This is a genomic window from Williamsia sp. 1138, assembly GCF_002095435.2.
GTDB lineage: Bacteria > Actinomycetota > Actinomycetes > Mycobacteriales > Mycobacteriaceae > Williamsia.
Genome location: NZ_MJEJ02000041.1, coordinates 57,779 through 81,988 on the forward strand (window position 1 = coordinate 57,779; position 24,210 = coordinate 81,988).

Sequence of the window (24,210 nt, forward strand, 5' to 3'; positions counted from 1 at the left end):
TGCGTAACACCGTTGCCCTCATGGCCAGGATCACCACCACCGGCGACCGAGCCCCTTGTCGTGGGCCATGCGGAACGACGCAACTACACAAAAGACGATCCGCCCAGCACGCGGACCGTCTTTCGTATCTCGGGGAGTGCAAGGTCTCAGGCGTTACCGGTGATCGGGCTCAGTTCCTGGATCAAGTTGCGACGCAGTATCTTACCGGTCGCCGTGGTGGGAAGTACGTCCCGGAAGACCACTCGGTCGGGGGTTCGGGAACCGCGCAGCGCCTTGCGCGCGTATGCCCGCAACTCTTCGCCGTCTGGCTCGGTACCTGGCTCCGGCACCACGATCGCGACGATGCTCTGACCCCACTCCGGGTCCTCCACACCGATCACGACAACCTGGTGCACTGCAGGGTGTTCGACGAGGACATCCTCGAGTTCGGCGGGAGCGATGTTCTCACCCCCGCGGATGATCGTGTCGTCGGATCGCCCGGTGATGAACAGGTAACCGTCGGCGTCCAGTGTCGCGATGTCTTTGGTGGGAAACCAGCCCTCCTCGTCAAGAACCGATCCGATCTCGTCGTATTTGCCGGATACCTGTTCGCCGCGGACGTACAACTCACCCGGCTCGCCCTGCGGGACCACCTCGCCGTCCGCGCCACGGATCTGCAAATCGATTCCGGGTACGGGTTGGCCCACCGAAGCCAGTCGCGCGGCCACAACGGGATCCGACGAACTGAGCGCCGCCCGATGATCGTCCGGTGTCAGGACGGCGATAGTGGAACTCGTCTCGGTCAGACCGTATGCGTTGACGAATCCGACGTCGGGTAGCAGCGCGAGAGCCTTGCGTACCAGCGGAAGACCCACCTTTGCGCCACCGTAGGCGAGGTTGCGCAGCGTGGGCAGTTCCACCGGATTCTGCTCGAGCGTGGTGATGATCCGGTCGAGCATCGTCGGAACGACGGTGGCAGTGGTGACGCCCTCTTGCCGGATGAGGCGTATCCACTCCACGGGATCAAAACGGCGCAGGTACACCATCTTGCGCCCGGAGTAGACGTTCGACAGCGCGGCGCCCACCCCGGCGATGTGATATGGCGGGACCGCGATCAGAACCGCGTCTTCTGGTGCGGCGCTGTCGAACTCGACGGTTTGCATGACGTAGCTGGTGAGATTGCTGTGCGACAGCTGGACCGCTTTGGGTCGTGACGTGGTGCCGGAGGTGAACAGCACCACCGCGAGATCATCAGGATCGACGAACCTGGTGAACGGCTCGGCGGTATGGGCACGGTCGAGGATTTCGTCGGAATCCTGAAGACGCTGCGCGGGAACGTCGATCATGTCGCGATACTCACGGTCCACGACGACCAGCGGATCCGGCAGGCGCGCGATCAGGCTGTTGATGCCCTCCGCGCTCAGTCGGTAATTGAGAGGGGTGAACGGGATCCCCGCCTGGGCGGACGCGAACAACAGGAACGGCAGATGGGCGCCGCCGGTGCCCACGTACACGACGTGCTGAGCACCGGACTCCGTGATCACACCGGCGCCGCCTGATGCGACGGTGGCCAGCTCGGTCACGGTCAACCTCAGCTCATCGGCCACCACCGCGGTGCGGTCTGGTTGTGCGGATGCGGCCATTTCCAACAGCAATGAGATCGACACGCGTAACCCTTTCCATAGCGCTTCGGCAGCGCAGAACCAGAGACTATTACCAGTCAGCCATATGATTAGACTATTTGGATGCCGGAGCGGAATTGCCCGGCGGGTCAGCCCCGATCGTTCGACAGAATGGTCACAGCCGACACCGCGGTCGGTCCACCGATATTGTGGGCGAGCGCGATCCGCGCGCCGTCCACCTGGTTTTCCGACTCGCCGCGCAACTGGTTGAACAGCTCGTAGCACTGCGCCACCCCGGTGGCGCCCGGCGGATGTCCCTTGGCTTTCAACCCTCCGCTCGGATTGATCGGGATCGATCCGCCCACATAGTGTTCTCGCGCCTCGACCAGTTTGTACGCCTCGAATCGGTCAGCGAAACCGAGGTCTTCGTAGCTGATCAACTCGACGCCGGTGAAGCAGTCGTGGACTTCGGCGACATCGATGTCGGAGGGTGTCACGCCGGCCATCGTCATGGCGGCCTTGGCGGCCTTGACGGTCGGCGGGAAGGTGGTCATGTCCTTCTTGTGCTGATGCATGACCCGGTCCATGCCGAGGCCGACCCCACGCACCCACACAGGACGGTCGGTGAATCGATCCACCGCATCCTCTGATGCCAGGATCACGGCCGCCGCCCCGTCGCTTTGCGGTGTGCAGTCGTACAGTCCGAACGGCGCGACAACCGTCGGTGCCGCCAGCGCCTGCTCGACCGTTATCTCGTATCGCAGTTGCGCTTTCGGGTTGTTCAGGGCGTGGAAGTGGTTCTTGACCGCGACCATCGCCATGTGCTCTTTCGTGGCAGGCGACTCGTGTAGGTACCGCGTCACGTGCAGTGCGAAGTTGGCAGGCGCCACCAGGCCGAGGGGATAGTCCCACGCGTTGTCGCGGGTCATGGCCGCCCACTCCCAGAAAGTGGTGTTCGACGCCGTCTCGCGGACCTTGTCCGCACCCACCACCAGTACGACGTCGTAGAGTCCGGACGCGATCGCGAGCGTCGCGTTCCGGATGGCGTCATTGCCGGTGGCGCAGGCGTTTTCGACACGGGTCACCGGGATGTCGGTCAGGTCGAGGGTGTCGGCGAGAATACCCGACGGAAAGCCGTCGGTGGTGGCGAGCTCGCCGAACCACGCGGCCTCGATGTCGGCCTTGCTGAGCCCTTTGTCCACAGAGCCCGCAGCCTCGGAGTAGGCCATCGGGATGAGGTCCTTGATGCCGAGGTCGAAATGCTCGGCGAACGGCGTCATCCCGGCGCCGACGATCGCAACTTTCCTCATTGACGTGCTCCTTCGGTCGCGGCAGCGGTCACCGCGGTTGTGGGTTCGGCGGGCCGCCCTGGCCAGAATGCGTATCCGTAGTCGGGAATGCCGTTGCGCATCGCGACCCGGCGCAGCACCACTGCTCCGGGCTGACCGATCTCGATGTCGCCGGCGAGTGCGCCGGTGACCTTTAGGAGCACACGCACCGGGCTGTCGGTGAGCTGGACCAGCGCAATGATGTACGGGCTGGGCAGGTCCGGCACCGGGATCTGGATCGTCGTGTGGGTGTAGACCTCACCCGTGCGCGGCAGCGGCTGCAGCGTGTAGTCCGATTGCAGGTTCCCGGCGTCGTCGACCCGTCGCCGCGGGGGGAAGACCGGCTCGTCATCACCGGGGAAGATGGCAGCTTCCCATCGCAATTTGGGTTCGAAGGCGCGCGCGTAGGCGGCCAGTGAGATGGGGATACCGATTCCTGGTGCGATGGTCGCCTTGGGGAGTTCGCCGGAGATCGTCTCGTCGCGGGCAACGACCGGGGGAGTGTCTCCGAGGTGCAGCGTGGCAACGCTTGCAACCGACTGCTCGGTGGCCAGGATCAGCCCGGCCTGGCCGGCTTCGACGGCTTCTGCGAGTACCCGGATCGCGGCGCTCGCCGATGTGCTCGGATCGTTGATCGCAGCTCGACCGAAGGCGCCACCGATGAGTGCGGCCTTGACGCCGGCGACGGCGGCGACCACGAGATCGGGCTGTTCGGAAACGCCGAGCCGGGCCACTGTCGTCTTGACGCCGACCTCCCGTTGGAGGCGCGGGTCGGCGTATTCGCGGCGTTCGCCCTGGTCGTTGCGAATCACCACCGGCAGGCTCCGGGTCTGCCCGCCCGCCGCGACCAGTCGGGTGCCCGTCGGCGCGGTCCCGGTCAGTACGGCCCCGGCCCCGGCCGCTGTCGGAGAGTCGTCGGCCGCGATCACCAGGGTATGCGGATCGGCCGTGGCCACCTGGTCGAGCGCCGCGGGAGCGCCGCCGAGGACTTCGGTGATGGGTACGTCGGGATCGAGCGAGAGACCGGCGAGCAATACCGCCGCATTACCGCCCTCGATGAGTGGCATGTTGCGGGACACCACAACGATCCGCTGGGCGCGGACGTCGGGATCGGCGGCCCGTCCGGCCGCGACGGCCATGGTGACCGCGTCCTCGTCAGGACCGCGAACCCGTTTGCCTGCTTTCGTCCATGGCGGCACATACGTCCCGATAGCTACGATCTCACTCAAGGTTTCGCCATTCATCCAATGTGCGCCAGTGCGGCCCAACGACTTTCTAATAGGGTATATAGTTAGCTGATTAGGGGCAACTGTGCGATCAGTTCGCAACGGTAGGTCGACGGTGCCCGGAAGGGGTCCACGTGAGCGGTTCATATGCCCTGCTGGGCATGCATCAATCCGAGCTGGACGCGGTTCGCGGGCGAATCCGCGACTTCCTGGCGACCGACCGCGATCGGTTCGGCTGGCGTCCGGCCGTGGACTCCTGGTTGTCGCGCTGGGATGCCGACTTCAGCCTCAGACTCGGCGAGGCCGGCCTCCTGGGACTGACCATTCCGGAGAGTTACGGCGGCCGCGGCAGCGAGCATCTACAGCGCTACGTCGTCACCGAAGAGCTGCTCGCGCAGGGCGCGCCGGTGGCAGCGCACTGGGTGGCCGACCGCCAGGTGGCGCCGACACTGCTTCGTTTCGGTACCGAGGAACAGAAAACCCGCATCCTTCCCCAAATCGCCAGCGGCCGTTTCTATTCGGCCATCGGTATGAGTGAACACGGTGCCGGTTCCGATCTGGCGGCGGTGAAGACCAAGGCCACCAGGGCAGATGGCGGCTGGGTCATCAACGGCACGAAGGTGTGGACGAGCGGCGCTCATCATGCGGACATGGTGGTGGTGCTGGCCAGGACCTCGCCCGCCGATCCCGAAGCCCGGCACAAGGGCTTCAGTCAGTTCCTGGTTCCGACCGATGCTGCGGGCGTCGGCATCAGCCCGATCGAATTGCTCTCGGGTGAGCATCATTTCAACGAGGTCGCCTTCACCGACGTCTTCGTCCCCGACTCCGAGGTCCTCGGTGAGATCGGTAACGGATGGCATCAGGTGACGGCCGAACTGTCATACGAACGCAGTGGTCCAGAGCGCCTTCTTTCCACGATGCCGCTATTGCTGGCGGTCATCGGCTGGCTGAGCTCCGACGACGTCTCGCCGTCCCCGTCCGTCACGGCCGCCGTCGGAGACCTGGGCGCGCGGGTGATCTCGCTGCGTCAGTTGTCCACGGCCGTGGCGCGAGCACTCGAGGCCGGCGAATCCCCGGCGAATCAGGCGGCGCTGGTGAAAGATCTCGGGACCAGGTTCGAGCAGGAATCGGTTGATCTCGTCGCGCGTTTGCTCGACGACGTCGAGGCCGAGACAGGCTGGCGACCAACCCCCGAGATCGCCGGCCTGCTGCGAGACGCCCGGCTGCATCAGGCGTTGTTCACCTTGCGCGGCGGAACCAACGAAGTGCTGCGTGGCGTTGTCGCCCGCGGCCTCGGGCTGCGTTAGAGGAAGTCGGGAATGACCACAGTCGACCCTGGAAGGGATGCGATGGCAGCGCTCGGTGACGCGCCGGCAGAAGGCAACGACGATCTGAGGGCACTGGTCATCGATCTGGGCACGCGGTCGCGAGATCGGCTCACCGGACAGCGCAGTCGGCCGGTCGGGCTCGACGAGGTTCTCTGGGCGAACCTCGAGGAAACAGGTCTGAGCCGGCTGACGAGCACCGCCGAGTTGGAGGCGGGGCCCGCGCAGGCGGCGGTGCTGCTGAGCGAGCTGGCCGGGTTCGCGTGTCCGGTTCCGATCGCCGAGACCGATCTGTTGGCGGCGTGGCTGTCGGCAGAGATCGGGCTGGTGGTGCCGGAATCAGGACCTCTGACAGTAGGTTTCGGCACCGCTGCCGCGGATGGCGACGTGCTGATCGCGACGGTGGAGGGCATTCCGTGGGCATCGGACTGTGCGGCAGTGCTGGTGGTGCTCGAGCGCGACGAAGGCCGACGCATCACCGTGATCGACCCGGCCGTGCATCCGGTGAGCACCACTGACAATCTGGCCGGTGAGCCGCGCGGACGCATCGAGGTGTCGGTGCGCGACGGCGAGTGCACCGAACTGCCAGAGTCGACGTACGCCGAACTGATCCGGAGAGGGGCCTGGGCGCGATGTGTGCAAACTCTGGGCAGTGTGCAGTCGGCGGTGGAACTCACCGTCTCCCACACCCGCGAGCGTGAACAGTTCGGCCGTAGCCTCAGCAAGTTCCAGTCGGTGCAGCACCAACTGGCCGCGATAGCCGGCTCACTCGAGAGAGGCAGGGCGGCAGTGGCATTGGCAGTGGCCGCGGCCGACGACATGGGCTTTGGCGCAGACGAGGCGGACTTCGCGGTGGCCGTTGCGAAGGTCACGCTCGGACAATGTGTCGATGAGATCGTCGGTACCGCGCACCAATTGCACGGCGCGATCGGCGTCACTGCCGAACACTCACTCTGGTTGCACACCATGCGAGCTCGCAGCACAATCTCCGAATTCGGGGCGCCGCGCCGCTGGTCCGAACAGCTGGGTCGGCGGCTCCTTGCCGGTAATCCGTGGGACGTGCTGACGGCTTCGATTCGTCTTGACACCGAGCACGCGACGGACGGCTCGCGCCATGCCTGACCACGAGTGGGTGGTCGACGATCACATCGGTACGTTGACGCTGGACCGGCTGAATCGGGGCAACGCTCTCACGTTCACGATGGTCGACGCGATGACCGACGTGATCCGGCGGGCCGTCGCAGACGAGTCCGTGCGCGTCATCGTCATCACCGGCCGAGGTGACCGCTCGTTCTGCTCGGGTATGGATACCCGCGAGTTCGCCGGACTCGAGCTGACGCCGCTGCAGCGCAAACGCCACCTCCACGAGCACGTGCATGAGCTGATCAGGACGATCAATGCGTGCGACAAACCGATCATCGCGGCGATCAATGGCAATGCCCAGGGTGCCGGCCTCGACCTGGCACTCGCGTGCGATATGCGAGTGATGTCGCGTGGCGCCAGGGCTTCGGAGGTGTACGTCTCTCTGGGGCTGACCTCCGGGGCCGGTGGCGCCTACTTCCTGCCGCGCCTGGTGGGTCGGGCCAAGGCGATGGAATTGTTGCTCAGCGGTGCAGCGATCGATGCCGAGGAGGCAGAGAGGATCGGCTTGGTCAACAGTGTTGCCGACAGTGCCGATCTGCCCGCCGCTGCCCACCGGCTCGCGAGATCGATTGCCAGACACGCGCCTACAACAGTTCGGGCGATGAAGCGTTCCATCGATCAGGCTTCGCGCTCGGACCTCGATACCTCCCTGGACCTGCTGTCATCGCACTATGCCGTCCTTGCCACCACCGACGATGCCGCCGAGGCGATCGCCGCGTTGCGGGACAAGCGAACTCCGAACTACACCGGGAACTGAGCGTGCGCTCGTCAATCCTCGTCGCCTGCCCAGACGCCGTGGATTGAGCGTTCGTGCACCGGCAGTGTCGGTGGTGGCGATGGGGTTCGCGAAAAGCGCGGAGCCGCAGCGGGCTGGGTCACACCCTCGAACTCGATGATCGAGTCGCGGTGACGGAACTGCGGATCGTCGGGGGCTTCGGAAAAGTCGAGGACCGGGGTGACGCAGCAGTCCACGGTCGCGAAGATCTGCGCCCACTGGTCACGTGGCTTTCGTTGAAAGCGGTTGGCGATCATTGTGCGCAACGCCGGCCAGGCATCTCGGTCGTACTGTGCCGGTGCGGCGGCCTGGTCGATGTCGAGTGTGGTCAGAAACCGGGAATAAAACTGCGGCTCAAATGCTCCCACTGCCATATATCGGCCGTCGGAGCACTCATAGGTATCCCAGAACGGGCAGCTGCCGTCAACCAGGTTGGTCCCGCGGATGTCGGACCAGTAGCCGCTCGGCCGCAGTGTCCACGCCTGCTGACTCAATATCAGAGCGCCCTCGGCCATCGACACATCGATGACTTGTCCCTGCCCGGATGTGTTGCGTTCCCACAGTGCCGACAAGATGCCGGTCACCGCGAACATGGATCCGCCCGCAAATCCGGCGACGAGGTTCAACGGCGGCGTCGGCCGGGAATCTGCCGATCCCATCGAATGCAAGATGCCGGTGGGCGCGATGAAATTGATGTCGTGCCCGGCAGCGCCGCTCCGCGGACCGTCTTGGCCCCACCCGGTCAGGCGGGCGAAGACGAGGCGCGGATTCCGCGGGAGCAGGTCGCCGGGTCCGAGGCCCAGACGTTCGGCCACCCCGGGTCGAAATCCTTCCAACAGGACATCGGCGCGGGTGGCGAGTGCGACGACGTCGGCGATCGCGGCCGGGTTCTTGAGATCGGCGGTGATGAGCCGACGCCCGCGCAGCATGTGGAGGGGTGTGCCGCCACCATCCCCGGGACGCTGCACTCGAACCACGTCGGCACCGAGGTCCGCGAGCACCATGGCTGCGTGCCCGGTGGGACCGATGTTCGCCAGCTCCACCACTTTCAACCCGGCCAAGGGGCCGAGTGCCCGCTCGCCGGTAGAGTCCCCCGCCGAATTGACCGGACCGCAGGGCGACACCGTCAACGTGCGCTCTTGTTTTGCGCGCGACCGTGTTCGAGGACAGCTTTGGTGGTGTCGACCAGAGCGAGGGCCTGTGCGGACCACGCCTTGTTGATGTCCGCCTCACGGTCGACGGCCTGCGCGATGTGGTCTCGCGACACTGCATCGTAGAGTTGCCAGACCTCGGCGAGAGTGGCGGCATCGGTGGCGGTGAACGCCTCCGCGATGGCCAGCCCGCGTTCGCGCAGGCCGGCGGACTCCACCACCTGGTTGACCAGACCCCAGTCGAGCGCCGTCGTGGCATCGATGTACTGCCCGGTTCCGCTCATCTGCCGGGCGCGCCGGACTCCGATCGCTTCGACGAGTCTCGCGGTGAGGCCGCCGCCGGGCACGATACCGACCCGGGAGTGGGTGTCGGCGAATCGCGCGTTCTCGGACGCGATCAGGAAATCACACGCCAGCGCGAGTTCGAAACCACCGGTCACCGCCGATCCGTCGATCAGACCGATCACCGGCGTGCGGCAGTTCGACACCCGATCGATGCAATTCTCGGTCTTATCGGTCCCGGTGAATCCCCGTTCGGCCAGCTCCTTGAGGTCCATTCCTGCGCAGAACGCGCCGCCGGCGCCCGCCAGGAGGATGACCGAGGTGTCCGCGGCGGTGTCGGCCGCCGCCAAGGCGTCGATGAGCTGCCGATTCAGGGCTTGGGAGAGTGCATTGCGGGCCTCGGGCCGGTTCAGCGTGATGAGGCGGCATGCACCGATCTGTTCGATGAGCACCAGGTCTGGGGATGTCATGACTCTCCTGTTGTGGGCGTGGATGGAATGCGGGTGGAGGAGACCGATCGGCGACGGCTCATTCCGCGGATGCGACGGCGAACGCTGCGAACCGCCGCCACAGTGTCACCGACCTCGAGCGCCTCGACGAGTTCCACGCTGTGTTTGTGTATCCACTGGTGTTCACTCTGCGAAGGACGGACGCCGTGTGTGCGCGCGAGATTGTTTCCGATGTGGATGAACAACGAGAGCACGGGATTGCCCGACAGCCGTGCCAGCTCGGTGTGGACAGTCACCGGCTCGAACCGCAGGTCGCCGACATCGACCTCGGCCGCGAGTACCTCTCGAAGTCGGGCCAGGCCCTCGGCGTCGATGGTTGCCGAAACATGCTCGACAGCAGCAACCTCGAGAAGTTCCATAATCTGGAACAGGTCGTCAGCAGCGAATCCGTCGTATTCCAGGAACAGTGATGCCTGGTCGAGCACGGCCGACCGGTCAGGGGCCGTCACCACAAGCCCTCCACCTGGCCCTCGGCGCGGTGTGGCGACGTGGCGGCTCTCCAGGATCCGGAAGGCCTCGCGCACAACTGATCTGCCGACCTCGAATCGAGCCATGAATGCGGTCTCGGACCCGAGGGCGGTGCCCACACGCCAGCCGTCGGCTATCACCTCGTCTTCGATACGGCGGGCGATCTCGGCGGCGCGGGTGCGTGAACCGTCTGGGCCGATGGTCATACGTGGACGGGGTTTGGCGTCGGCTCGGCGAGACCGATCAGGCGGGCGAGGGTGCTTTTGTGAACGTCGGCATCGCCGAATACCACGGTGTCGGCGAACGCGCGCTTGAGGTATAGGTGGAGCGGATGATCCCAGGTGAAACCGATGCCACCGTGCATCTGAATCGTTTCTTCGACTACTCGCAAGGCCGTTGCACCGCAATAGGTCTGGGCGAGCGCTGCCGCGATCGTGTGGTCGGCGACCGCGTCTGCCAGGGTCGAGGCCGCATAGATCGCCGCCGCCCGAGCATGGTTGATGTCGATCCACAGGTGGGCGGCGCGGTGCCGCAGCGTCTGATAGGAACCGATCGGGCGGCCGAACTGGTGACGAACCGTGAGGTATTCGGTGGCCTGGGCCAACGCCCATTCGCAGACTCCGACCTGCTCGGACGCGAGGAGCGCCGCTCCCGTCTCCAGCGCAGTCGTCACCGCGTCGCCGGCCTCCACGCCTGTCGCGATGACCGTGCCGCTGACCTCATCGAGGCCCAGATCCCGCGTGGGCCGGGTCATGTCGACATTGGATCGCCGGGTGGCCCTGACTTTCGGTGTGTCAGCGTTGACCAGCGCCAGGACAAGTTCGTCGCCGCGTCGCGCCGGCACCACAAGGGCAAGTGCATCTGCGGTACCGATGACCTGTTTGACGGTGCCGGACAACACAACCGTATCCAAGCCGGTGTTCGTTGCCCGTACGGTCGGCTCGGCACCGTCGCCGAACGACTGGGTGGCGGGGACGGCGAGGGCGGCGATCGCACCGTCGGCGAGTCGGGCAACCACGTCTGCGGCAGCAGACGACCCGTTGCGTGCGCAGCGCACCAGCGCGGTGGTCGCGACCACCGCACTCGACAAGTACGGCACCGGTGCCAGCGCGCGACCGAGTTCGATCACTACCGCGGCACTTTCACGCGTTGACGCACCGGCGCCACCGAGGACTTCGGGAATGAGTAGCCCGGTGAGGCCCAGATCATGCGAGAGGGCCGACCACAGCGCGTCGTCGAAATCTGCGCCGCCGGCGACGAATTCGAGCCGGAAAGCGGGTGTATAACGGGCGTCCAACAGCGAACGTACAGTGGCCCGGACTTCCTGGGCGGTCGAGTCTTCCACCATGGGAACCGGCGGGGGAGTGGTAATCGTCATTTCGGATGTCCTGCCACGGGAGGTTCGGATCGAGCTTGAGTTCACGAGGGAGATCGAGGATTCGGTCGGCAATCTGACCGAGGAGGATCTCGGTGGTTCCCCCCTCGATGGTGTTGGCCCTTGCTCGTAGGTAATGGAAGGTCTCCGGCCGGATCGCCGCGTCGTACTCCACCGACCAATCGTCGTAGTCCAGTGCAGCGGACGGATCGAGTTGTGCGAGCAATCTGGTGATGATCTGGTTGTTGGTGGCGGCGGTGACCTTGGCTCCCGAGCCCTCCACCCCGGGCTCGCCGGAAACCATCAGTTGGCGGGTCCGCTCATTCGACAGTCGTGCAACCTCTGCGCGGATCCATGCATCGACCACCACGCCGAACCTGTCGCCGGTTCGCAACTGCGGCCGGTCTCTCCACATCTCGGTGAGTCGACCCATGTGGCCGCCTTCTCGGCATGGCTCGCTGCCCCCGATGATGGCCCGTTCGTTCACCAGTGTTGTGCGTGCGGTGGACCATCCTGCTCCCGGCTCGCTGATCCGGTAGGTATCGGAGATCCTGACGTCGTCCAGGAAGACCTCGTTGAAGTCCGCCTGGCCGGTGGCCTGGCGAAGTGGCCGAGCGTGCACCCCGGGAGTTGTCATGTCCAGCAGAAAATAGGTCATACCGGCGTGTTTGGGCGCGGACGGATCAGTTCGGGCGAGCAGCATCGCCCACTTCGAGATGTGCGCGTAGGTGGTCCATACCTTCTGGCCGTTGATGATCCAGTCGTCGCCGTCCGCAATGGCGCGCGTGGCCAGCCCTGCCAGGTCCGAGCCGGCCCCTGGTTCGGAGAACAGCTGACACCACATCTCTTCCCCCGTCCACAACGGACGAAGGAGCCGCGACTTCAGTTCGGGTGCGGCATGTGCCAGCACGGTCGGTGCCGCCATCCCGAGTCCGATCGGGTTGCGCATGATGTCGGCATGCTCGGCGCCGGCGGCCTCCATGGCCTGCTCTACGTCGGCCTGCAGGCCGCGCTCCCAGCCCAATCCGCCTGAACCCACCGGTGCGTGGACCCAGGCCAGCCCCGCGTCGAAGCGGCGCCCGAGGAACTCGATCGCTGACATCGCGGTGGGATCGTTCTTCGCGAGGAAATCGCGAAGTGTCTGTGCAATACCGTCGCGGTGCGCCGCCGGAGTCTGTTGTGTTGCTGTCATCGCGCCAACTCTCTGGAGTCAATTAGCTACCGAAATATACTGTATCTGCTGTTACATTCTCTGGGAAGAGGCAGAATCGGCCCAATTCCGCCGACGTTATTGCCCGATGAGGAGTGTCATGACAACAAAGACGGAAACCACGGCATCGCTCGACGTGGCGATCGACCCGGGGATGGGCAGTGTTGGCCAGATCGCGGCCGATGTGGAGCGAAGCGGCTTCGGCGGGATGTTCCTCGGGGAAACGTGCCACGACCCCCTGCTGTTGCTGGCGGCCGCATCTCAGACGACATCGACCTTGCGTCTGGGTACCAGCATCTATGTGGCGTTCGCCCGAAGTCCCATGGTGACGGCGATCGCCGCGAACGACGTCCAGGCCCTGTCGGCAGGCCGATTGACGCTGGGTCTGGGAAGTCAGATCAAACCGCACATCACCCGGCGATTCTCGATGCCCTGGTCTCAGCCGGCCGCGCGGATGCGTGAATACGTGCTGGCCCTGCGGGCGATCTGGGCGAGCTGGGAGAACTCTGCCCCGCTGCGATTCGAGGGTGAGTTCTACACACACAGCTTGATGACCCCGATGTTTGATCCAGGGCCCAATCCATACGGGAATCCGCCGGTGATCGTCGCCGGGGTCGGTGAGCACATGACCCGGGTGGCCGGGGAGGTGGCCGATGGCCTGCTGGTGCATTCCTTTGTCACCAAACGCTATCTCCAGGAGGTTCTGTTGCCCAATGTAGAAGGTGCACTCGCGGCGGCCGGCCGCTCCCGGGCACAGTTCGAGGTGATCGTCTCTCCCATGTTCGCCACCGGTTCTACCGACGAGGAGGTTGCCGAGGCGCGGGAGTTCGTCCGCGGTCAGATCGCCTTCTACGGTTCGACGCCGGCATATCGGGGTGTCCTCGATCTGCACGGCTGGGCCGGTTTGCACGAGGATCTGTACCGCTCGTCCAAGCAGGGAGACTGGGCGCAGATGCCGTTGATGGTGTCCGACGAGGTGGTCGACGAATTCGCCGTGTCGGCTCCGGTTGAGCGTGCGGCAGCCGAGGTCGACCGGCGTTGGGGTCCGGTGGCCGACCGGATCTCGGTGACGGCAGCCACCGACGCTGCGCTGTCGGCTTGGCGGGATGCACCGAAGTTCTACGGTGGTCGGTCCCAATCAGATAAATGATTATGCGGTAATCTGTCTGCAACGTGCGCGGTGTGCGGCACCTCTTGCTGCCTGAAACGAGACCGTATCAGAGTCGAATTCTCTGATGCAGAGCGTGAGCGCATTCGGCAGAGAGGTTTTCGTATTGATGTTCAAGACCGATTTCACCGAGGCGTTCGGCATCGAACACCCCATCGTCTGTGGTGGTATGACGGGACTGGGCACCGCCGAGCTCATCTCGGCGGTCGCGGAGGCAGGGGCCCTGGGATTTCTCACCGCCCTGACCCAGCCGTCGCCCGAAGCGCTTGCGAAAGAGATCACTCGCACGCAGGCGATGACGGACAAGCCTTTTGGCGTCAATCTGACGATTCTGCCGACCATCGAACCGGTTCCGTACGACGAATACCGAGCAGCGATCATCGAGTCAGGTATCAAGATCGTCGAGACCGCCGGCAGTAGCCCGGCGCCACATCTGCCGGACTTCAAGGCAGCTGGTGTCAAAGTGATCCACAAGGCGGTCGCCGTTCGGCATGCGGTCAAAGCGCAATCCCTTGGGGTCGACGCGATCAGCGTCGATGGATTCGAATGCGCTGGACATCCGGGAGAGGACGACATCGGCGGTCTGGTGCTCATCCCGGCCGCCGCAGCGCAGTTGACCATCCCGATCATCGCCAGTGGTGGAATCGCCACCGGTGCAGGGCTCGTCGCGGCGCTGGCGCTCGGAGCCCATGCGGTCAACATGGGTACCCGGTTCATGGCCACTGCCGAGGCACCGATCCATGACAATGTGAAGAATCGGATCGTCGCGAACTCCGAACGCGACACCATCGTGGTGTTCCGGCAATTCCACAACTCAGCCCGTGTGGCGCGCAACGCGGTGTCCGAAGAGATCGCGGAGATCGCCACGAGGCCTGGCGCGACATTCAAGGACGTCGCCCACCTCGCCTCGGGTGTTCGCGGTCGCGAGCGCGTGCTCGGCGCCGGCGACACCGGAGACGGCATGTGGTGGGCCAGTCAGGCACAGGGCCTGATCACCGAGATCGGCACGTGCGCCAACGTCGTCGACACGATCATGACGTCGGCTCGCGACATTGTCGCTGACCGGCTACCAGGTATGCTGGCCTAGCACCGCCAGGACGCCGGGCCCGTCGAATGGTCCCCGGATCGACGAGAACGGCGATCCGCACACTGTGCGGATCGCCGTTCTCGATGCAGTGTCGTCAGACGCGCGGGAAGTTGAGCATCCGGCGAGCATTGGTCTCGGTGATCATCTCGACCTCGTTGTCAGGAACGTTGGCGAGTACCTCGGCCGCACGCTTGCGGCTGTTCGGCCAGTTCGAGTCCGAGTGCGGGTAGTCGATCTCCAGCATGATGCGGTCGATCCCCGCCTTGTGACGGTTCTCGACACCGAACTCATCGTCGATGAAGCAGCCCCAGAAGTGCTTGAAGTAGAGATCTGAGGGACGGGCATCGAAGTCGATCGGCTGGTAGTAGCGGTGACGCTCCCAGACGAAATCGGCCCGTTCGAGGATGTACGGAATCCACCCGATGCCACCCTCGGCCAGCGAGAACTGCAGCTTCGGATGCCGTTGCAGCACACCGGAGAAGATCAGATCGACCAGTGACCACATCAAGTTCGTGGAGAACACGGTGATCGCCACCGCGAAGGGTGCGTCGGGCAGCACGACCTGACCGGGTATCGCTTTTGTTCCCGAGAACGAGAAGCCGGGAACATATGACCCGGAGCCGAAGTGCAGGGACAGCACTTGGCCGGTCTCCTCGCAGGCGTCCCACACCGGTTCCCAGTAGGTCTTGTCGTGGAACGACGGCAATCCCAGCGGAACCGGAGCATCCGGGAAGCTGATGGTACGGGAACCCATCGCGGCGGTCCGGCGGATCTCCGCGGCCGACAGTTCCGGATCCCACATCGGGATCAGCGACATCGGGATGAATCGGCTCGGGGCGGTGGCGCACCACTCGTCGATGTAGAAGTCGTTCCAGGCCTTGACGTTCAGCAGCGCAAGGTCTTTGTCCTTGGCACGTTGGAAGACGCCTCCGCCGAAGCCTGGAAGGGACGGGAAGCACAACGCCGCTTCCACACCGTCGACGTCCATGTCCTTCACCCGGGCCTTGGGGTCATAGCAACCGGGAATCATGTCTTCGTAACGGACCGGATCGATGCCCCACTCCTCCGGCGGCTTGCCGGCCACGGCGTTGAGACCGACCGTCGGAAAGATGTCACCGTCGTAGTGCCACACGTGCTTGTTGTTCTGCTCGATGATCCGCGGGCCCCGCTCTTTGAGCTTTTCTGGAAGGCGATCCTGCCACACCATGGGGTGCTCGATGAGGTGGTCGTCGACCGAGACGATCTGGTGATAGTCCTGCAGTGGCATTGTTGCGTCTCCTTTGACGAGGGTCGTTGGCTGCTCGTCCTGAGCGGAAGTATCTAACTGATTGGCCTATTTCGGCCGCCATTCCAGTGAACCAGATCACCTCACCAGATGCGAGGCATTGGCGCACCTTTTTTGGCAATCTTGATTGCCTTCGGGTCGTGCCGCCGGTCAGAGGTCCAGCTCAGTGCCGGCTCGGCGACGCGATGGTCCTCGATAAGGGCATTTATTAACCTGATTATCGGCGGCCGAGTAGAGTGCTGTCCAGATGCCGTTCGAGACGATGGAGGTTGCGATGGCGGAGAACGTTGGTTACGCCCCAGAGCGTGACGACAAGGACGATCACGATCTGCTCACATACAGTGAGGCGGCCGTCCGGTTGCACGAGGAGATCGAGTCCCTCAAGCAGCAGGCGCGCGACCTCATTGCCGCCGGAGAGTCAGAAGCGCTGACGAAAGCCCAAGAGCGACTCGCTGCGCTGGAAGGTGCTCGCGACCGCAACAGCCGCCAGCCCATCAACGACGAGAACTTCGAGAAGTTCTTCGGATACAAGGGTGTTGCGAGACGGAACGTCTGAGTGCGGCCGCCCGCAGCGCCGGTCAAGGTCTACACCGCTCCCCTCACTCACCGTCCTGAGCGCGACGGCACCGTCTCCGGCAGCGCACACGTTCCCTTCTACCTCGCGATGGAGTACTCCGCAGCTGCGTGGCGTTCGCTGCTCGTCGAGACGTGCGGCGATCTGCTCACCGCCGGCGACCTCGGTGTTGTGGACGTGTCCGCGCAGTTCTCTCGCGAGATGTTCGTCGGCGAGGCGTGGGCCGAGGTGAGCCTGGTCCGACTCGGTTCCAGCAGTCTGGGGTTTCGGGTCGTCATCTTCCAGGACGGCGCGGCCTGTGCGGTGATCACCAACGTGCTCGTGCGACTTGCCCCCGGCCGCACCAGTTCATTACCTCTGACGCCCGCCCAACGTGCCACGCTGAACCGAGTTCTGATAGAGCAGTGAGGTAGGGCCACGCGTTGCGCGCGACGTGGCGGGAAAACGTCAACTACGAGACCAGGAGATCCGTTGGGTACAGAAGCCATTGGAAACAAGCGAGTTGATCTACCCGGCGCCGGACTCACGATGGCTGCCGATCGCTGGTCCGACGCCACCGGTCCAGCCAAGGGAGTCGTCGTGCTGTTGCACGGCGGCGGACAGACCCGGCATTCGTGGCGTGCGACGGGCGAGCGGTTGGGCGGGCTCGGTTGGATCGCCTTCGCCGTCGACCTTCGTGGCCACGGCGACAGCGAGTGGTCCGAGCAGGGCGAATATGGTCTCACCGCTCACCTCGGTGATGTGCTGACCCTGGTCGGCGAGATCCGTTGTCGCGAACCCGGACTGCCGATTGCGCTTGTCGGTGCATCCCTCGGTGGGGTGGTGTCGCTGATCGCCACCGGAGAGAACCCGGGTTTTGCGCAGGCACTGGTGCTTGTCGATGTTGTGGTGAAAGTCGAGGAGACCGGGAGCGCCCGGGTGCGCGATTTCATGATGAGTGCGCCTGACGGATTCGGGAGTCTCGAAGACGCGTCGGCCGCCATCGCGTCGTACAACCCGCATCGGCGGCGGAGCGGCAGCCTCGAGGGATTGAAGAAGAACCTGCGTCTTCGCGGCGGCCGGTGGTACTGGCACTGGGATCCACGCAGCATGGAGATCGCCTACACGCAGACCAATCCCGAGCTCCCCAATAGCGCGGTGTCGTATGAGCGGTCCAAGAGTGCCGCGCGCGACATCACCTGCCCGGTGCTGCTCGTCCGGGGCAAGATGTCCGACGTCGTTTCGGACGAAGGTGTGGCCGAGATGCGCGAACTCGTTCCGCAGACGCGTGTGGTGGACATCCGAGACGCCGGCCACATGGTGGCGGGGGACGACAACGATGTATTCACCGACGGACTGGTCGAGTTCCTCGACAGCTCGATCTCCGTGTCTCGCTGACAATCGCGGGACGGGCACACCAAGTCGGTCGAAGGAGCGCCAGACCAGGGGGCGCCGGGCGAGCTCTTCGGCCTCGCCGAGACGGCGTCGCTGTACCTTGCCGACTCCCGGACCGCGGGGAAGTGCGTCCGTCTGGATCATCCACGCCGGTCGCATGAACCTCGGCAGGTCGTCGAGAAGCTGGGACACCGCGGAGGGATCGGGATCGCCGACGACGTAGACGGCCAGCTCTGCGGTGTCCTCGGTGGTCCACGCCGAAGCTTCCTGGACGCCCTCGAGATTCGCGAACATGCTGTCGAGATACGACAGGGGTACGTACTCGCCTCTCATCCGGACCGATTCGCCCATCCGCTCGATGAACACCAGTTCATCGCCTTCGGCCCGGCCAGGGTCACCGGTGCGGAACCATCCGTCGTCGGCGGGGGCCTGGTCCACCACCGCCCGGCAGCGCGGTCATGCCCTCCGGAATGCTCAGCCGTTCTCCGTGACGCCGCAACCTGGTGTGGGTCAATCCACCGAACTCGGTGGAACCATAGCCCGTGACCCCGAGTGGGATACGGAAACGAGTCAGGAGTTCCTCGTTGGCGAAGAATAAGGCCCGCACCGTGTGTGCCCGTGAGGGCCGGATTCTTGAGCAGGATCTGAACCGGGGTCCGTGCAAGATCAGGACGGTCGCATGGTGTTCGGCGACCGTCGCCCAGAACCGGGATGCCGAGAAGCGCGGTGAGGTGGCAAAGTCCGACAGCCCACACAGGGCGCCCATCAGTCCGTATCCGAGTGGGTTGATGTGGAACAGCGGCAACGGCGCGTACACGACGTCGGCGGGCGACAGGCAGAAGGTGTCCGCCACATACTGGCCGATCTCGAGCAGATAGCGGTGCGATTGTGCGCACAGTTTGGGCTTTCCCGACGTACCAGAGGTGTACATCAGCGTGGCGATGTCGAGAGGGTCGCGGTCGGTTCCCCAGTCGCCTCTCCGGTCACCGGTGCGCAGCACCCCGTCAACGGATACGGCGCCGGACAGCACGGCCGAATAGTCGATCTGGTGACCGTCGCCTGCCGCGATTGACCCGGACTCAGAGGCGACTGCAGCGGCACCCACCTCGCCGATGAGGCCGGTTATCAGATCGGCCGGATACTCGGGGTTCATCAGAATCGTCTGCAGTCCGGAGATCTGGGCCGCGAACCAGAACACCGTGTACTGGAGGGGATTGGTGCCGACGAGTAAGAGGGTGGATCCAGGGCTCAGGCCGACATCGGTCAGTGCTGCCGAGACCCGTTGTGCCGCATCGATCGCCACGATTGGGACCAGGTCAGGGGACCGGTACCGAGATCCGATGCCACTTCCGAAGGACTGGCCGTGTCGTTGTCGTGATAGGTCGCGATGGCGTCGATCTAGTCCACCGAGATACCGGCGTCGGCGATGGCGCCCAGGGCGGCCTCGGTGGCCAATTCCAGTACGGTTCGGCCTGATCGACGGGAGAATGCGGTACGACCCACACCGGCGATGACCGAGGTGCCACTCATTGCGGCCACATCGCGGCAGGTCTCGCCGGGATGTCGCGCACTACAGGCGTTCGAAGATGGTCGCGTTGGCGGTGCCACCACCCTCACACATCGACTGCAGCCCGTATCGGCCGCCGGTGCGTTGCAGGTATGCCAGCAGAGTCGTGGCCAGCCGGGTGCCGGACGCGCCGAGCGGGTGCCCGAGTGCGATCGCGCCTCCGGCCGGATTCAGCTTGGCATCGGATGCTCCGGTCTCGATCTGCCATGCCAGCGGTACGGGTGCAAATGCCTCGTTGATCTCGAAGGCGTCGATGTCGTCGATGGTGAGCCCGGATCGTTTGAGAGCCAACGTAGTTGCCGGAATGGGTCCGGTGAGCATCTTGACCGGATCGTCCCCGGTGACCACCGCGGTGTGCACCCGTGCGAGGGGGGTGAGCCCGAGTGACGCCGCCTTCTGCGAGGTCATGACCAGCACGGCCGACGCGCCGTCGGAGATCTGCGACGCGTTACCGGCGCTGATCACGCCACCGTCGAGGAACGGGGTCTTAAGCGTTCCGAGTTTCTCGACGGTTGATCCCGGCCGGATGCCCTCGTCACGGCTGATCACGTCCTCGCCCACGGTGATCGGGACGATCTCCGCGTCGAAGTCTCCGTTCTTTTGCGCTGCCGCCGCACGTTCGTGAGAACGAGCGGAGTACTCGTCAACCTGTTGACGGGACAGTTTCCACTCGCGGGCGATCCGCTCGGCGCCGGCGCCTTGGTTGAACGAACCGAAGAATCCGGGACCGGTGAGTTCCTCGGCGTACCGATCTACGGCCAGCCCACCGGACTTGCCGGCACCTTCGACCGCGGTGGTGGCGCCCATCGGAATCGCAGACATCATCTCCACTCCACCGGCCACGATGACATCGGCCTGACCGGAGATGACCGTTGCGGCCGCGGTCGAGATCGCTTGCTGCGACGACCCACATTGGCGATCGATCGTGAAGCCGGGAACGTGTTCGGGCCAGCCTGCCGCCAGAACGGCCATTCGTCCGACATTGCCGGACTGTTGCCCCACGCTGAGCACATTGCCCCAGTGCACGTCGTCCACCAGATCGGCCGATATCCCGGCCCGCTCGATGAGCGCGTTCAGTATCTGTGCCGACAACGCCACGGCGTGGACACTCGCCAGGCCACCATTGCGCTTGCCGATGGGAGTTCGCGCGGTCTCGACGATGACGGCATCACGCATGCTCGTTCCAATCTTCCGATGAGTATCTTGCTTTCGAGATTATACCGCTAATTAAATTAGCGGTATAATTTTGGGAAGGCAACGGATGGTTCTTCCGTGTCGGTCAACCCCTCGTGTTCGGTGGTAGTGTTCCCGAGTCACCGAGCACGCTCAGCGACAACGATTATTGGAGCCGACGAATGGCAGAGCGGGACCCAGGTGACGCCTCGGACTCGCCCGTGAGCACGGCTCGCGGAGCGGAGAACCTGGCGCTCTTGATCACACTGCTCGAGCTCGAGCCGCTCGACGTCGATCGTTTCCGCGCGGTCAACGACATGGCTCTGACCCCGGACCGACTGTTCGGAGGTCTGATCGCCGCACAGGCGCTGCAGGCCGCGCAGCGGACCGTCCCTGCGGGATTTGCCGTGCACTCGCTGCACACCGCCTTCCTGCGGACGGGCCCCGCCGATGTCCCGCTCACGCTGGTGGTGCATCGGTCCCGCGATGGCCGCTCCGTTGCCTCGCGGACGGTCACGGTCATCCAATCCGACCAGGTGATCTGCACGCTGACAGCGTCATTCCACGTCGAAGAACCGAGCGCGGTTCACGAGGCGCTGATGCCCATCGTCCCCGGGCCCGATGCTGACGGCTGGTCCGAGCCGCTCGACGCGGACTGGGGTCCTCAGCTGGCATTCGAGCACCGGGGACGGGTGGAGAAGGTCGACGGTGCCGTTGTCCGGCGGTACTGGACCCGTCCGGTCGGGGCGGTCCCCGATGATCCCGCGTTGCGCGCGTGCCTGTTCACCGTGTTGACGGACTTCTGGGCAATGCTGCCTGCCGTGGAATCGATCGGGCTCGACCCGACCGGCCCGACCCAGCACATCTCACTCGACCACTCGATCTGGTTTCACCGGTCCGTCCCGCTCGAAGAATGGCTCCTGGTCGAGCAGAGGTCGGTCGCCACGGTCAATTCGCGTGGGCTGGTCTTCGGTTCAGTGTTCACCGCCGACGGTGCGACGATCGCCAGTGTCGCGCAAGAAGCGCTGATTCGTGGACCCCGCGAAGCGTGACTCGGCTGGCTGCTCGCAACTGATCCAAGGCAGAACACCTGCAAATAGCGAAGATTCGCGTTGACCGGAGGGCTCCGCGAGGCGGAACTACTCCCGAATCGAGTAGGTGGCCCGCAACGCTTTCTTGTCGATCTTTCCGTTGCTCAAGGTGGGTAGGTCGGGAACAAAATACATCTTGCGCGGGCACTTGTAGCCGGCCAGCCGGGTCTTGACGAAAGTTCGGATCTCGGTCTCGTCGACGTGTGAGTCCGCAGCCGGCACGATCACCGCGGTCACTGCTTCTCCCCAACGCGGATCAGGCGTTCCGATCACGGCGCACTCCTCGATCCCCGGATGCGTGGCGAGTGCGTTCTCGACCTCCAGTGAATAGATATTCTCCCCGCCGGAGATCACGACATCCTTCTTGCGGTCGACCAGGAACAGCAGCCCGTCGTCGACCACGCCGATGTCGCCGGTATGGCACCAACCGTCGCGCAGGACTTCGGCCGTTCGGACACTGTCGTTCCAGTAGCCGCGGAACATGGCCTCGCAACGGACCGTGATCTCGCCGGGATGCCCAGGGTCCGCATCGTCGCCGCTGTCGGTCACGATGCGCACCCGGGTACCCGGGAACGGATAGCCCACCGAGCGCAGCCGACGCGCGTCCGCGTCCGTATCGGCGGTCCGGTGCAGCTCCGGTGGAAGCCCTGAGGTGATGACCTCGGTCTGTCCGTACAGGTTCATGAAGTTGACGTTCGGCATGGTCTCGAGGGCGGCGGCAAGCGCGGTGCTGGTGATCGGTGCAGCCGAATAGACCACCGTGCGAACAGTCTTCAACGTCGCGGCATCGTGTCGCGCAGCGGCGACGACCTCGGCCAGCATGGTCGGCGCCAGGTGCAGGACGGTGATCTGTTCGTCGGCAGCGGTGGCCAGCACATGTGCCGGATCGAAAGCTTCATGAAGGACGGCACCGCCACCGCGTGCGTGGATGCCCAGCGCCATCGCCATGGCTCCGACGTGGAACATCGGCATACACAACAGGATCTTGTCCGCCGATCCCGATCGCATCTCACCGTTCATGGTGAGGGCGAGGCGGTGCATCTCGTGCTGCCCGAGTATGCAGCCCTTCGGCTTTCCCGTGGTGCCACTTGTGTAGATGAGGCACGCGATGTCGTCGGGACGCGCCTCGTAGGGTGGATCTTCGGCGAGTTCGGCCAAGAGTGCGTCGAGGTTCAGCACCCCAGGGGTCGCCGGACGATCCGGCGCACCCATCCGGACGAACAGCTCCACCTCCGGGAGTTCCTCTCGGACGTCGGCGATCATGTCCTCGTATTCGGCACCGTAGAACAGGACCCGAGGCGCGGCGTCCGCCATGATGTTCACGATCTCGGGAGCGGCGAGCCGGAAATTGATGGTGGCCACCACGATTCCGCTCAACTGCCCTGCGGCCAGCACTCGCGCGAAATCAAGGGTGTTGCGATCGAGAACCGCGATGCGATCCTGTCGCCGGATTCCGCGGGCACTGAGCGCAGTGGCGATGGTCGCCGCATCGATACGAAGCCGGCCATGAGTGAGCACCGAGCCTGCCGATACGTACGCAGGCTGGTCGGGGAAGCGAATCGCGTTGTGGGAGATGGTCTGTCCGAGTGTCGAATCGGGTGACATGGTGATCTTTCGTCAGTCCGCGACTTCAGACGCAGAAGCGATGCCGGTGTGAGACATCTGTGGAATGCCCGGACCGGCGCGGTTGTGGGAGGTTGACGAAACTGTCAAAAACCCATAGCTTAAGTTAGCGTCGGCGCCGTCTGCAGTCAATGACGCGTGGAGTCAATTGGCGCCGGCGAGTCGAACAGACGCCGGCACCGAGTGTGAGGACACAACCATGGGATCGCGTACCGAGTGGGATCTGGCCGGAACCGCGGTGGTCGCCATCGAGTGTCAGAACGGCACACTAGGGGACGACGTGGCCATACCCGCGTTGCGTGACGCCGCGGGAGATCTTGTCGATCGCATCGACGAGGTGCTGCAGGCCGCGCGGGCCCACGGCGTCCGAGTGGTGCATGCAATCTACGAAGGAGCGCTCGGCGCAGCCAATCTCGGCACCGAGCCCCTCTGGCGACATATCGGACCGGCGTCGGCGAACTGGACTCCGGGCAGCCTTCCGACCCAGGTGCTGCCCCGCCTGCTCGACCCGGCCGACGTCGTATCGCCGCGCCACCACGGCCTGTCGCCGGTCCAGGGCACCGAGCTGCTCCCTCTGCTCAAGAACTTCGGTATTCACACGGTGGTGCTCGTGGGTGTATCGGTGAACGTTGCGGTCCTGGTCACTGCGGCCGCCGCGGCTGGTGAGGGTTTCCATGTCGTGGTGGCGCGTGATGCGGTACGTGGCGTCCCGCCCGAGTATGGCGAGATGGTCCTGGAGAACTCGATCCGCCAGGTCGCCCGGCTGGCCCGGTCCACTGATCTGGCTTCCCAGTGGCAGGCTGCTGCAGCCAACGCACAGGTCGCGGCACGCTGAGAAAGCCGTTGACCCTCACCCCCACAATCGGAACCGAGGA

23 protein-coding genes are annotated in these 24,210 nt (G+C 64.7%); 10 read left to right on the forward strand and 13 right to left on the reverse strand.

Annotation, left to right across the window (positions count from 1 at the left end; genetic code table 11):
* Nucleotides 1–146 precede the first annotated feature (146 nt).
* From BH683_RS12070 to BH683_RS12080, 3 genes are all read right to left on the reverse strand, one after another.
* Nucleotides 147–1,646, reverse strand: coding sequence for an AMP-binding protein (locus BH683_RS12070; RefSeq protein WP_084836512.1), 1,500 nt, complete (start codon nucleotides 1,644–1,646; stop codon nucleotides 147–149).
* Nucleotides 1,647–1,750: 104 nt separating this feature from the next.
* Nucleotides 1,751–2,911: a beta-ketoacyl synthase N-terminal-like domain-containing protein gene (locus tag BH683_RS12075; RefSeq protein ID WP_084836513.1), complete on the reverse strand. Its 1,161-nt coding sequence runs from the start codon at nucleotides 2,909–2,911 to the stop codon at nucleotides 1,751–1,753.
* Nucleotides 2,908–4,158, reverse strand: coding sequence for an OB-fold domain-containing protein (locus tag BH683_RS12080; RefSeq protein WP_084836604.1), 1,251 nt, complete (start codon nucleotides 4,156–4,158; stop codon nucleotides 2,908–2,910). The genes BH683_RS12075 and BH683_RS12080 overlap by 4 nt, the downstream gene beginning before the upstream one ends.
* A 158-nt stretch (nucleotides 4,159–4,316) precedes the next feature.
* Between BH683_RS12080 and BH683_RS12085 the strand changes: the two genes are divergently transcribed.
* From BH683_RS12085 to BH683_RS12095, 3 genes are read left to right on the forward strand one after another with little or no spacing between them, the layout of a single operon-like run.
* Complete coding sequence (locus BH683_RS12085) at nucleotides 4,317–5,462, forward strand: acyl-CoA dehydrogenase family protein (RefSeq protein WP_084836605.1); 1,146 nt, start codon at nucleotides 4,317–4,319, stop codon at nucleotides 5,460–5,462.
* A gap of 12 nt (nucleotides 5,463–5,474) precedes the next feature.
* Nucleotides 5,475–6,602 (forward strand): acyl-CoA dehydrogenase family protein, encoded by a 1,128-nt coding sequence (locus BH683_RS12090; protein WP_246833331.1) that lies wholly within the window; start codon nucleotides 5,475–5,477, stop codon nucleotides 6,600–6,602.
* A complete protein-coding gene (locus BH683_RS12095; RefSeq protein ID WP_084836515.1) occupies nucleotides 6,595–7,380 on the forward strand; it encodes an enoyl-CoA hydratase-related protein in 786 nt (261 codons plus the stop codon). Before BH683_RS12090 ends, BH683_RS12095 begins: the two co-directional genes overlap by 8 nt.
* A gap of 11 nt (nucleotides 7,381–7,391) precedes the next feature.
* Here BH683_RS12095 and BH683_RS12100 read toward each other — a convergent pair whose 3' ends face one another.
* From BH683_RS12100 to BH683_RS12120, 5 genes are all read right to left on the reverse strand, one after another.
* Complete coding sequence (locus BH683_RS12100; protein ID WP_084836606.1) at nucleotides 7,392–8,459, reverse strand: CaiB/BaiF CoA-transferase family protein; 1,068 nt, start codon at nucleotides 8,457–8,459, stop codon at nucleotides 7,392–7,394.
* 65 nt (nucleotides 8,460–8,524) lie between these two features.
* Nucleotides 8,525–9,301: an enoyl-CoA hydratase gene (locus tag BH683_RS12105; RefSeq protein ID WP_084836516.1), complete on the reverse strand. Its 777-nt coding sequence runs from the start codon at nucleotides 9,299–9,301 to the stop codon at nucleotides 8,525–8,527.
* Nucleotides 9,298–10,014, reverse strand: a complete 717-nt coding sequence (locus BH683_RS12110) for an FCD domain-containing protein (protein ID WP_246833332.1) — start codon at nucleotides 10,012–10,014, stop codon at nucleotides 9,298–9,300. Before BH683_RS12110 ends, BH683_RS12105 begins: the two co-directional genes overlap by 4 nt.
* The gene (locus tag BH683_RS12115) at nucleotides 10,011–11,105 is read right to left on the reverse strand and encodes an acyl-CoA dehydrogenase family protein (RefSeq protein WP_246833333.1); all 1,095 of its coding nucleotides are present in this window, start codon (nucleotides 11,103–11,105) and stop codon (nucleotides 10,011–10,013) included. The genes BH683_RS12110 and BH683_RS12115 overlap by 4 nt, the downstream gene beginning before the upstream one ends.
* Nucleotides 11,014–12,375 carry an acyl-CoA dehydrogenase family protein gene (locus BH683_RS12120; RefSeq protein WP_246833334.1) on the reverse strand — a complete coding sequence of 454 codons (1,362 nt, stop codon included), beginning with the start codon at nucleotides 12,373–12,375 and terminating at the stop codon, nucleotides 11,014–11,016. The genes BH683_RS12115 and BH683_RS12120 overlap by 92 nt, the downstream gene beginning before the upstream one ends.
* Nucleotides 12,376–12,493: 118 nt before the next feature.
* On the opposite strand from BH683_RS12120, the gene BH683_RS12125 reads away from it, so the two are divergent.
* Nucleotides 12,494–13,543 carry a TIGR03617 family F420-dependent LLM class oxidoreductase gene (locus tag BH683_RS12125; RefSeq protein ID WP_084836518.1) on the forward strand — a complete coding sequence of 350 codons (1,050 nt, stop codon included), beginning with the start codon at nucleotides 12,494–12,496 and terminating at the stop codon, nucleotides 13,541–13,543.
* Between the two features lie 127 nt (nucleotides 13,544–13,670).
* Nucleotides 13,671–14,648 carry a nitronate monooxygenase gene (locus BH683_RS12130; protein ID WP_084836608.1) on the forward strand — a complete coding sequence of 326 codons (978 nt, stop codon included), beginning with the start codon at nucleotides 13,671–13,673 and terminating at the stop codon, nucleotides 14,646–14,648.
* A 94-nt stretch (nucleotides 14,649–14,742) separates the two neighbouring features.
* Here BH683_RS12130 and BH683_RS12135 read toward each other — a convergent pair whose 3' ends face one another.
* Nucleotides 14,743–15,915 carry an amidohydrolase family protein gene (locus tag BH683_RS12135; protein ID WP_084836519.1) on the reverse strand — a complete coding sequence of 391 codons (1,173 nt, stop codon included), beginning with the start codon at nucleotides 15,913–15,915 and terminating at the stop codon, nucleotides 14,743–14,745.
* A gap of 292 nt (nucleotides 15,916–16,207) precedes the next feature.
* Here BH683_RS12135 and BH683_RS12140 point away from each other — a divergent pair, with 292 nt between their 5' ends.
* The 3 genes from BH683_RS12140 (at nucleotide 16,208) to BH683_RS12150 (ending at nucleotide 17,884) form a co-directional block, all read left to right on the forward strand.
* Nucleotides 16,208–16,489: an acyl-CoA synthase gene (locus BH683_RS12140; protein WP_094647437.1), complete on the forward strand. Its 282-nt coding sequence runs from the start codon at nucleotides 16,208–16,210 to the stop codon at nucleotides 16,487–16,489.
* Complete coding sequence (locus BH683_RS12145) at nucleotides 16,490–16,915, forward strand: hotdog domain-containing protein (protein WP_084836520.1); 426 nt, start codon at nucleotides 16,490–16,492, stop codon at nucleotides 16,913–16,915. It abuts the gene before it with no gap.
* A gap of 120 nt (nucleotides 16,916–17,035) precedes the next feature.
* Nucleotides 17,036–17,884: an alpha/beta hydrolase gene (locus BH683_RS12150; protein WP_084836521.1), complete on the forward strand. Its 849-nt coding sequence runs from the start codon at nucleotides 17,036–17,038 to the stop codon at nucleotides 17,882–17,884.
* Between the two features lie 391 nt (nucleotides 17,885–18,275).
* Here the strand turns inward: BH683_RS12150 and BH683_RS12155 are convergent, their stop codons facing one another.
* From BH683_RS12155 to BH683_RS12160, 3 genes are all read right to left on the reverse strand, one after another.
* The gene (locus BH683_RS12155) at nucleotides 18,276–19,184 is read right to left on the reverse strand and encodes an AMP-binding protein (protein WP_158539958.1); all 909 of its coding nucleotides are present in this window, start codon (nucleotides 19,182–19,184) and stop codon (nucleotides 18,276–18,278) included.
* A gap of 95 nt (nucleotides 19,185–19,279) precedes the next feature.
* Nucleotides 19,280–19,411 (reverse strand): hypothetical protein, encoded by a 132-nt coding sequence (locus tag BH683_RS29160; RefSeq protein ID WP_281268339.1) that lies wholly within the window; start codon nucleotides 19,409–19,411, stop codon nucleotides 19,280–19,282.
* A 40-nt stretch (nucleotides 19,412–19,451) separates the two neighbouring features.
* Entirely contained in the window at nucleotides 19,452–20,624 is a 1,173-nt protein-coding gene (locus BH683_RS12160; protein WP_084836523.1) for a thiolase family protein, read from the reverse strand.
* Between the two features lie 179 nt (nucleotides 20,625–20,803).
* Here BH683_RS12160 and BH683_RS12165 point away from each other — a divergent pair, with 179 nt between their 5' ends.
* Nucleotides 20,804–21,673, forward strand: a complete 870-nt coding sequence (locus tag BH683_RS12165; protein ID WP_084836524.1) for an acyl-CoA thioesterase domain-containing protein — start codon at nucleotides 20,804–20,806, stop codon at nucleotides 21,671–21,673.
* 87 nt (nucleotides 21,674–21,760) lie between these two features.
* Here BH683_RS12165 and BH683_RS12170 read toward each other — a convergent pair whose 3' ends face one another.
* Nucleotides 21,761–23,317 carry an AMP-binding protein gene (locus tag BH683_RS12170; RefSeq protein ID WP_084836525.1) on the reverse strand — a complete coding sequence of 519 codons (1,557 nt, stop codon included), beginning with the start codon at nucleotides 23,315–23,317 and terminating at the stop codon, nucleotides 21,761–21,763.
* Nucleotides 23,318–23,534: 217 nt separating this feature from the next.
* Between BH683_RS12170 and BH683_RS12175 the strand changes: the two genes are divergently transcribed.
* Nucleotides 23,535–24,170, forward strand: coding sequence for an isochorismatase family protein (locus BH683_RS12175; RefSeq protein WP_084836526.1), 636 nt, complete (start codon nucleotides 23,535–23,537; stop codon nucleotides 24,168–24,170).
* The last annotated feature ends 40 nt before the right edge of the window (nucleotides 24,171–24,210 follow it).

What these genes read in the sequence shown, in the direction of transcription:
- BH683_RS12095 (WP_084836515.1), top strand. Translation starts at nt 6,595, where the DNA reads ATGCCTGACCACGAGTGGGTGGTCGACGATCACATCGGTACGTTGACG.
- BH683_RS12085 (WP_084836605.1), top strand. Translation starts at nt 4,317, where the DNA reads ATGCATCAATCCGAGCTGGACGCGGTTCGCGGGCGAATCCGCGACTTC.
- BH683_RS12105 (WP_084836516.1), bottom strand. Translation starts at nt 9,301, where the DNA reads ATGACATCCCCAGACCTGGTGCTCATCGAACAGATCGGTGCATGCCGC.
- BH683_RS12140 (WP_094647437.1), top strand. Translation starts at nt 16,208, where the DNA reads ATGGCGGAGAACGTTGGTTACGCCCCAGAGCGTGACGACAAGGACGAT.
- BH683_RS12090 (WP_246833331.1), top strand. Translation starts at nt 5,475, where the DNA reads ATGACCACAGTCGACCCTGGAAGGGATGCGATGGCAGCGCTCGGTGAC.
- BH683_RS12110 (WP_246833332.1), bottom strand. Translation starts at nt 10,014, where the DNA reads ATGACCATCGGCCCAGACGGTTCACGCACCCGCGCCGCCGAGATCGCC.
- BH683_RS12150 (WP_084836521.1), top strand. Translation starts at nt 17,036, where the DNA reads ATGGCTGCCGATCGCTGGTCCGACGCCACCGGTCCAGCCAAGGGAGTC.
- BH683_RS12075 (WP_084836513.1), bottom strand. Translation starts at nt 2,911, where the DNA reads ATGAGGAAAGTTGCGATCGTCGGCGCCGGGATGACGCCGTTCGCCGAG.
- BH683_RS12165 (WP_084836524.1), top strand. Translation starts at nt 20,804, where the DNA reads ATGGCAGAGCGGGACCCAGGTGACGCCTCGGACTCGCCCGTGAGCACG.
- BH683_RS12135 (WP_084836519.1), bottom strand. Translation starts at nt 15,915, where the DNA reads ATGCCACTGCAGGACTATCACCAGATCGTCTCGGTCGACGACCACCTC.
- BH683_RS12175 (WP_084836526.1), top strand. Translation starts at nt 23,535, where the DNA reads ATGGGATCGCGTACCGAGTGGGATCTGGCCGGAACCGCGGTGGTCGCC.
- BH683_RS12130 (WP_084836608.1), top strand. Translation starts at nt 13,671, where the DNA reads ATGTTCAAGACCGATTTCACCGAGGCGTTCGGCATCGAACACCCCATC.
- BH683_RS12125 (WP_084836518.1), top strand. Translation starts at nt 12,494, where the DNA reads ATGACAACAAAGACGGAAACCACGGCATCGCTCGACGTGGCGATCGAC.
- BH683_RS12160 (WP_084836523.1), bottom strand. Translation starts at nt 20,624, where the DNA reads ATGCGTGATGCCGTCATCGTCGAGACCGCGCGAACTCCCATCGGCAAG.
- BH683_RS29160 (WP_281268339.1), bottom strand. Translation starts at nt 19,411, where the DNA reads ATGAGTGGCACCTCGGTCATCGCCGGTGTGGGTCGTACCGCATTCTCC.
- BH683_RS12120 (WP_246833334.1), bottom strand. Translation starts at nt 12,375, where the DNA reads ATGACAGCAACACAACAGACTCCGGCGGCGCACCGCGACGGTATTGCA.
- BH683_RS12170 (WP_084836525.1), bottom strand. Translation starts at nt 23,317, where the DNA reads ATGTCACCCGATTCGACACTCGGACAGACCATCTCCCACAACGCGATT.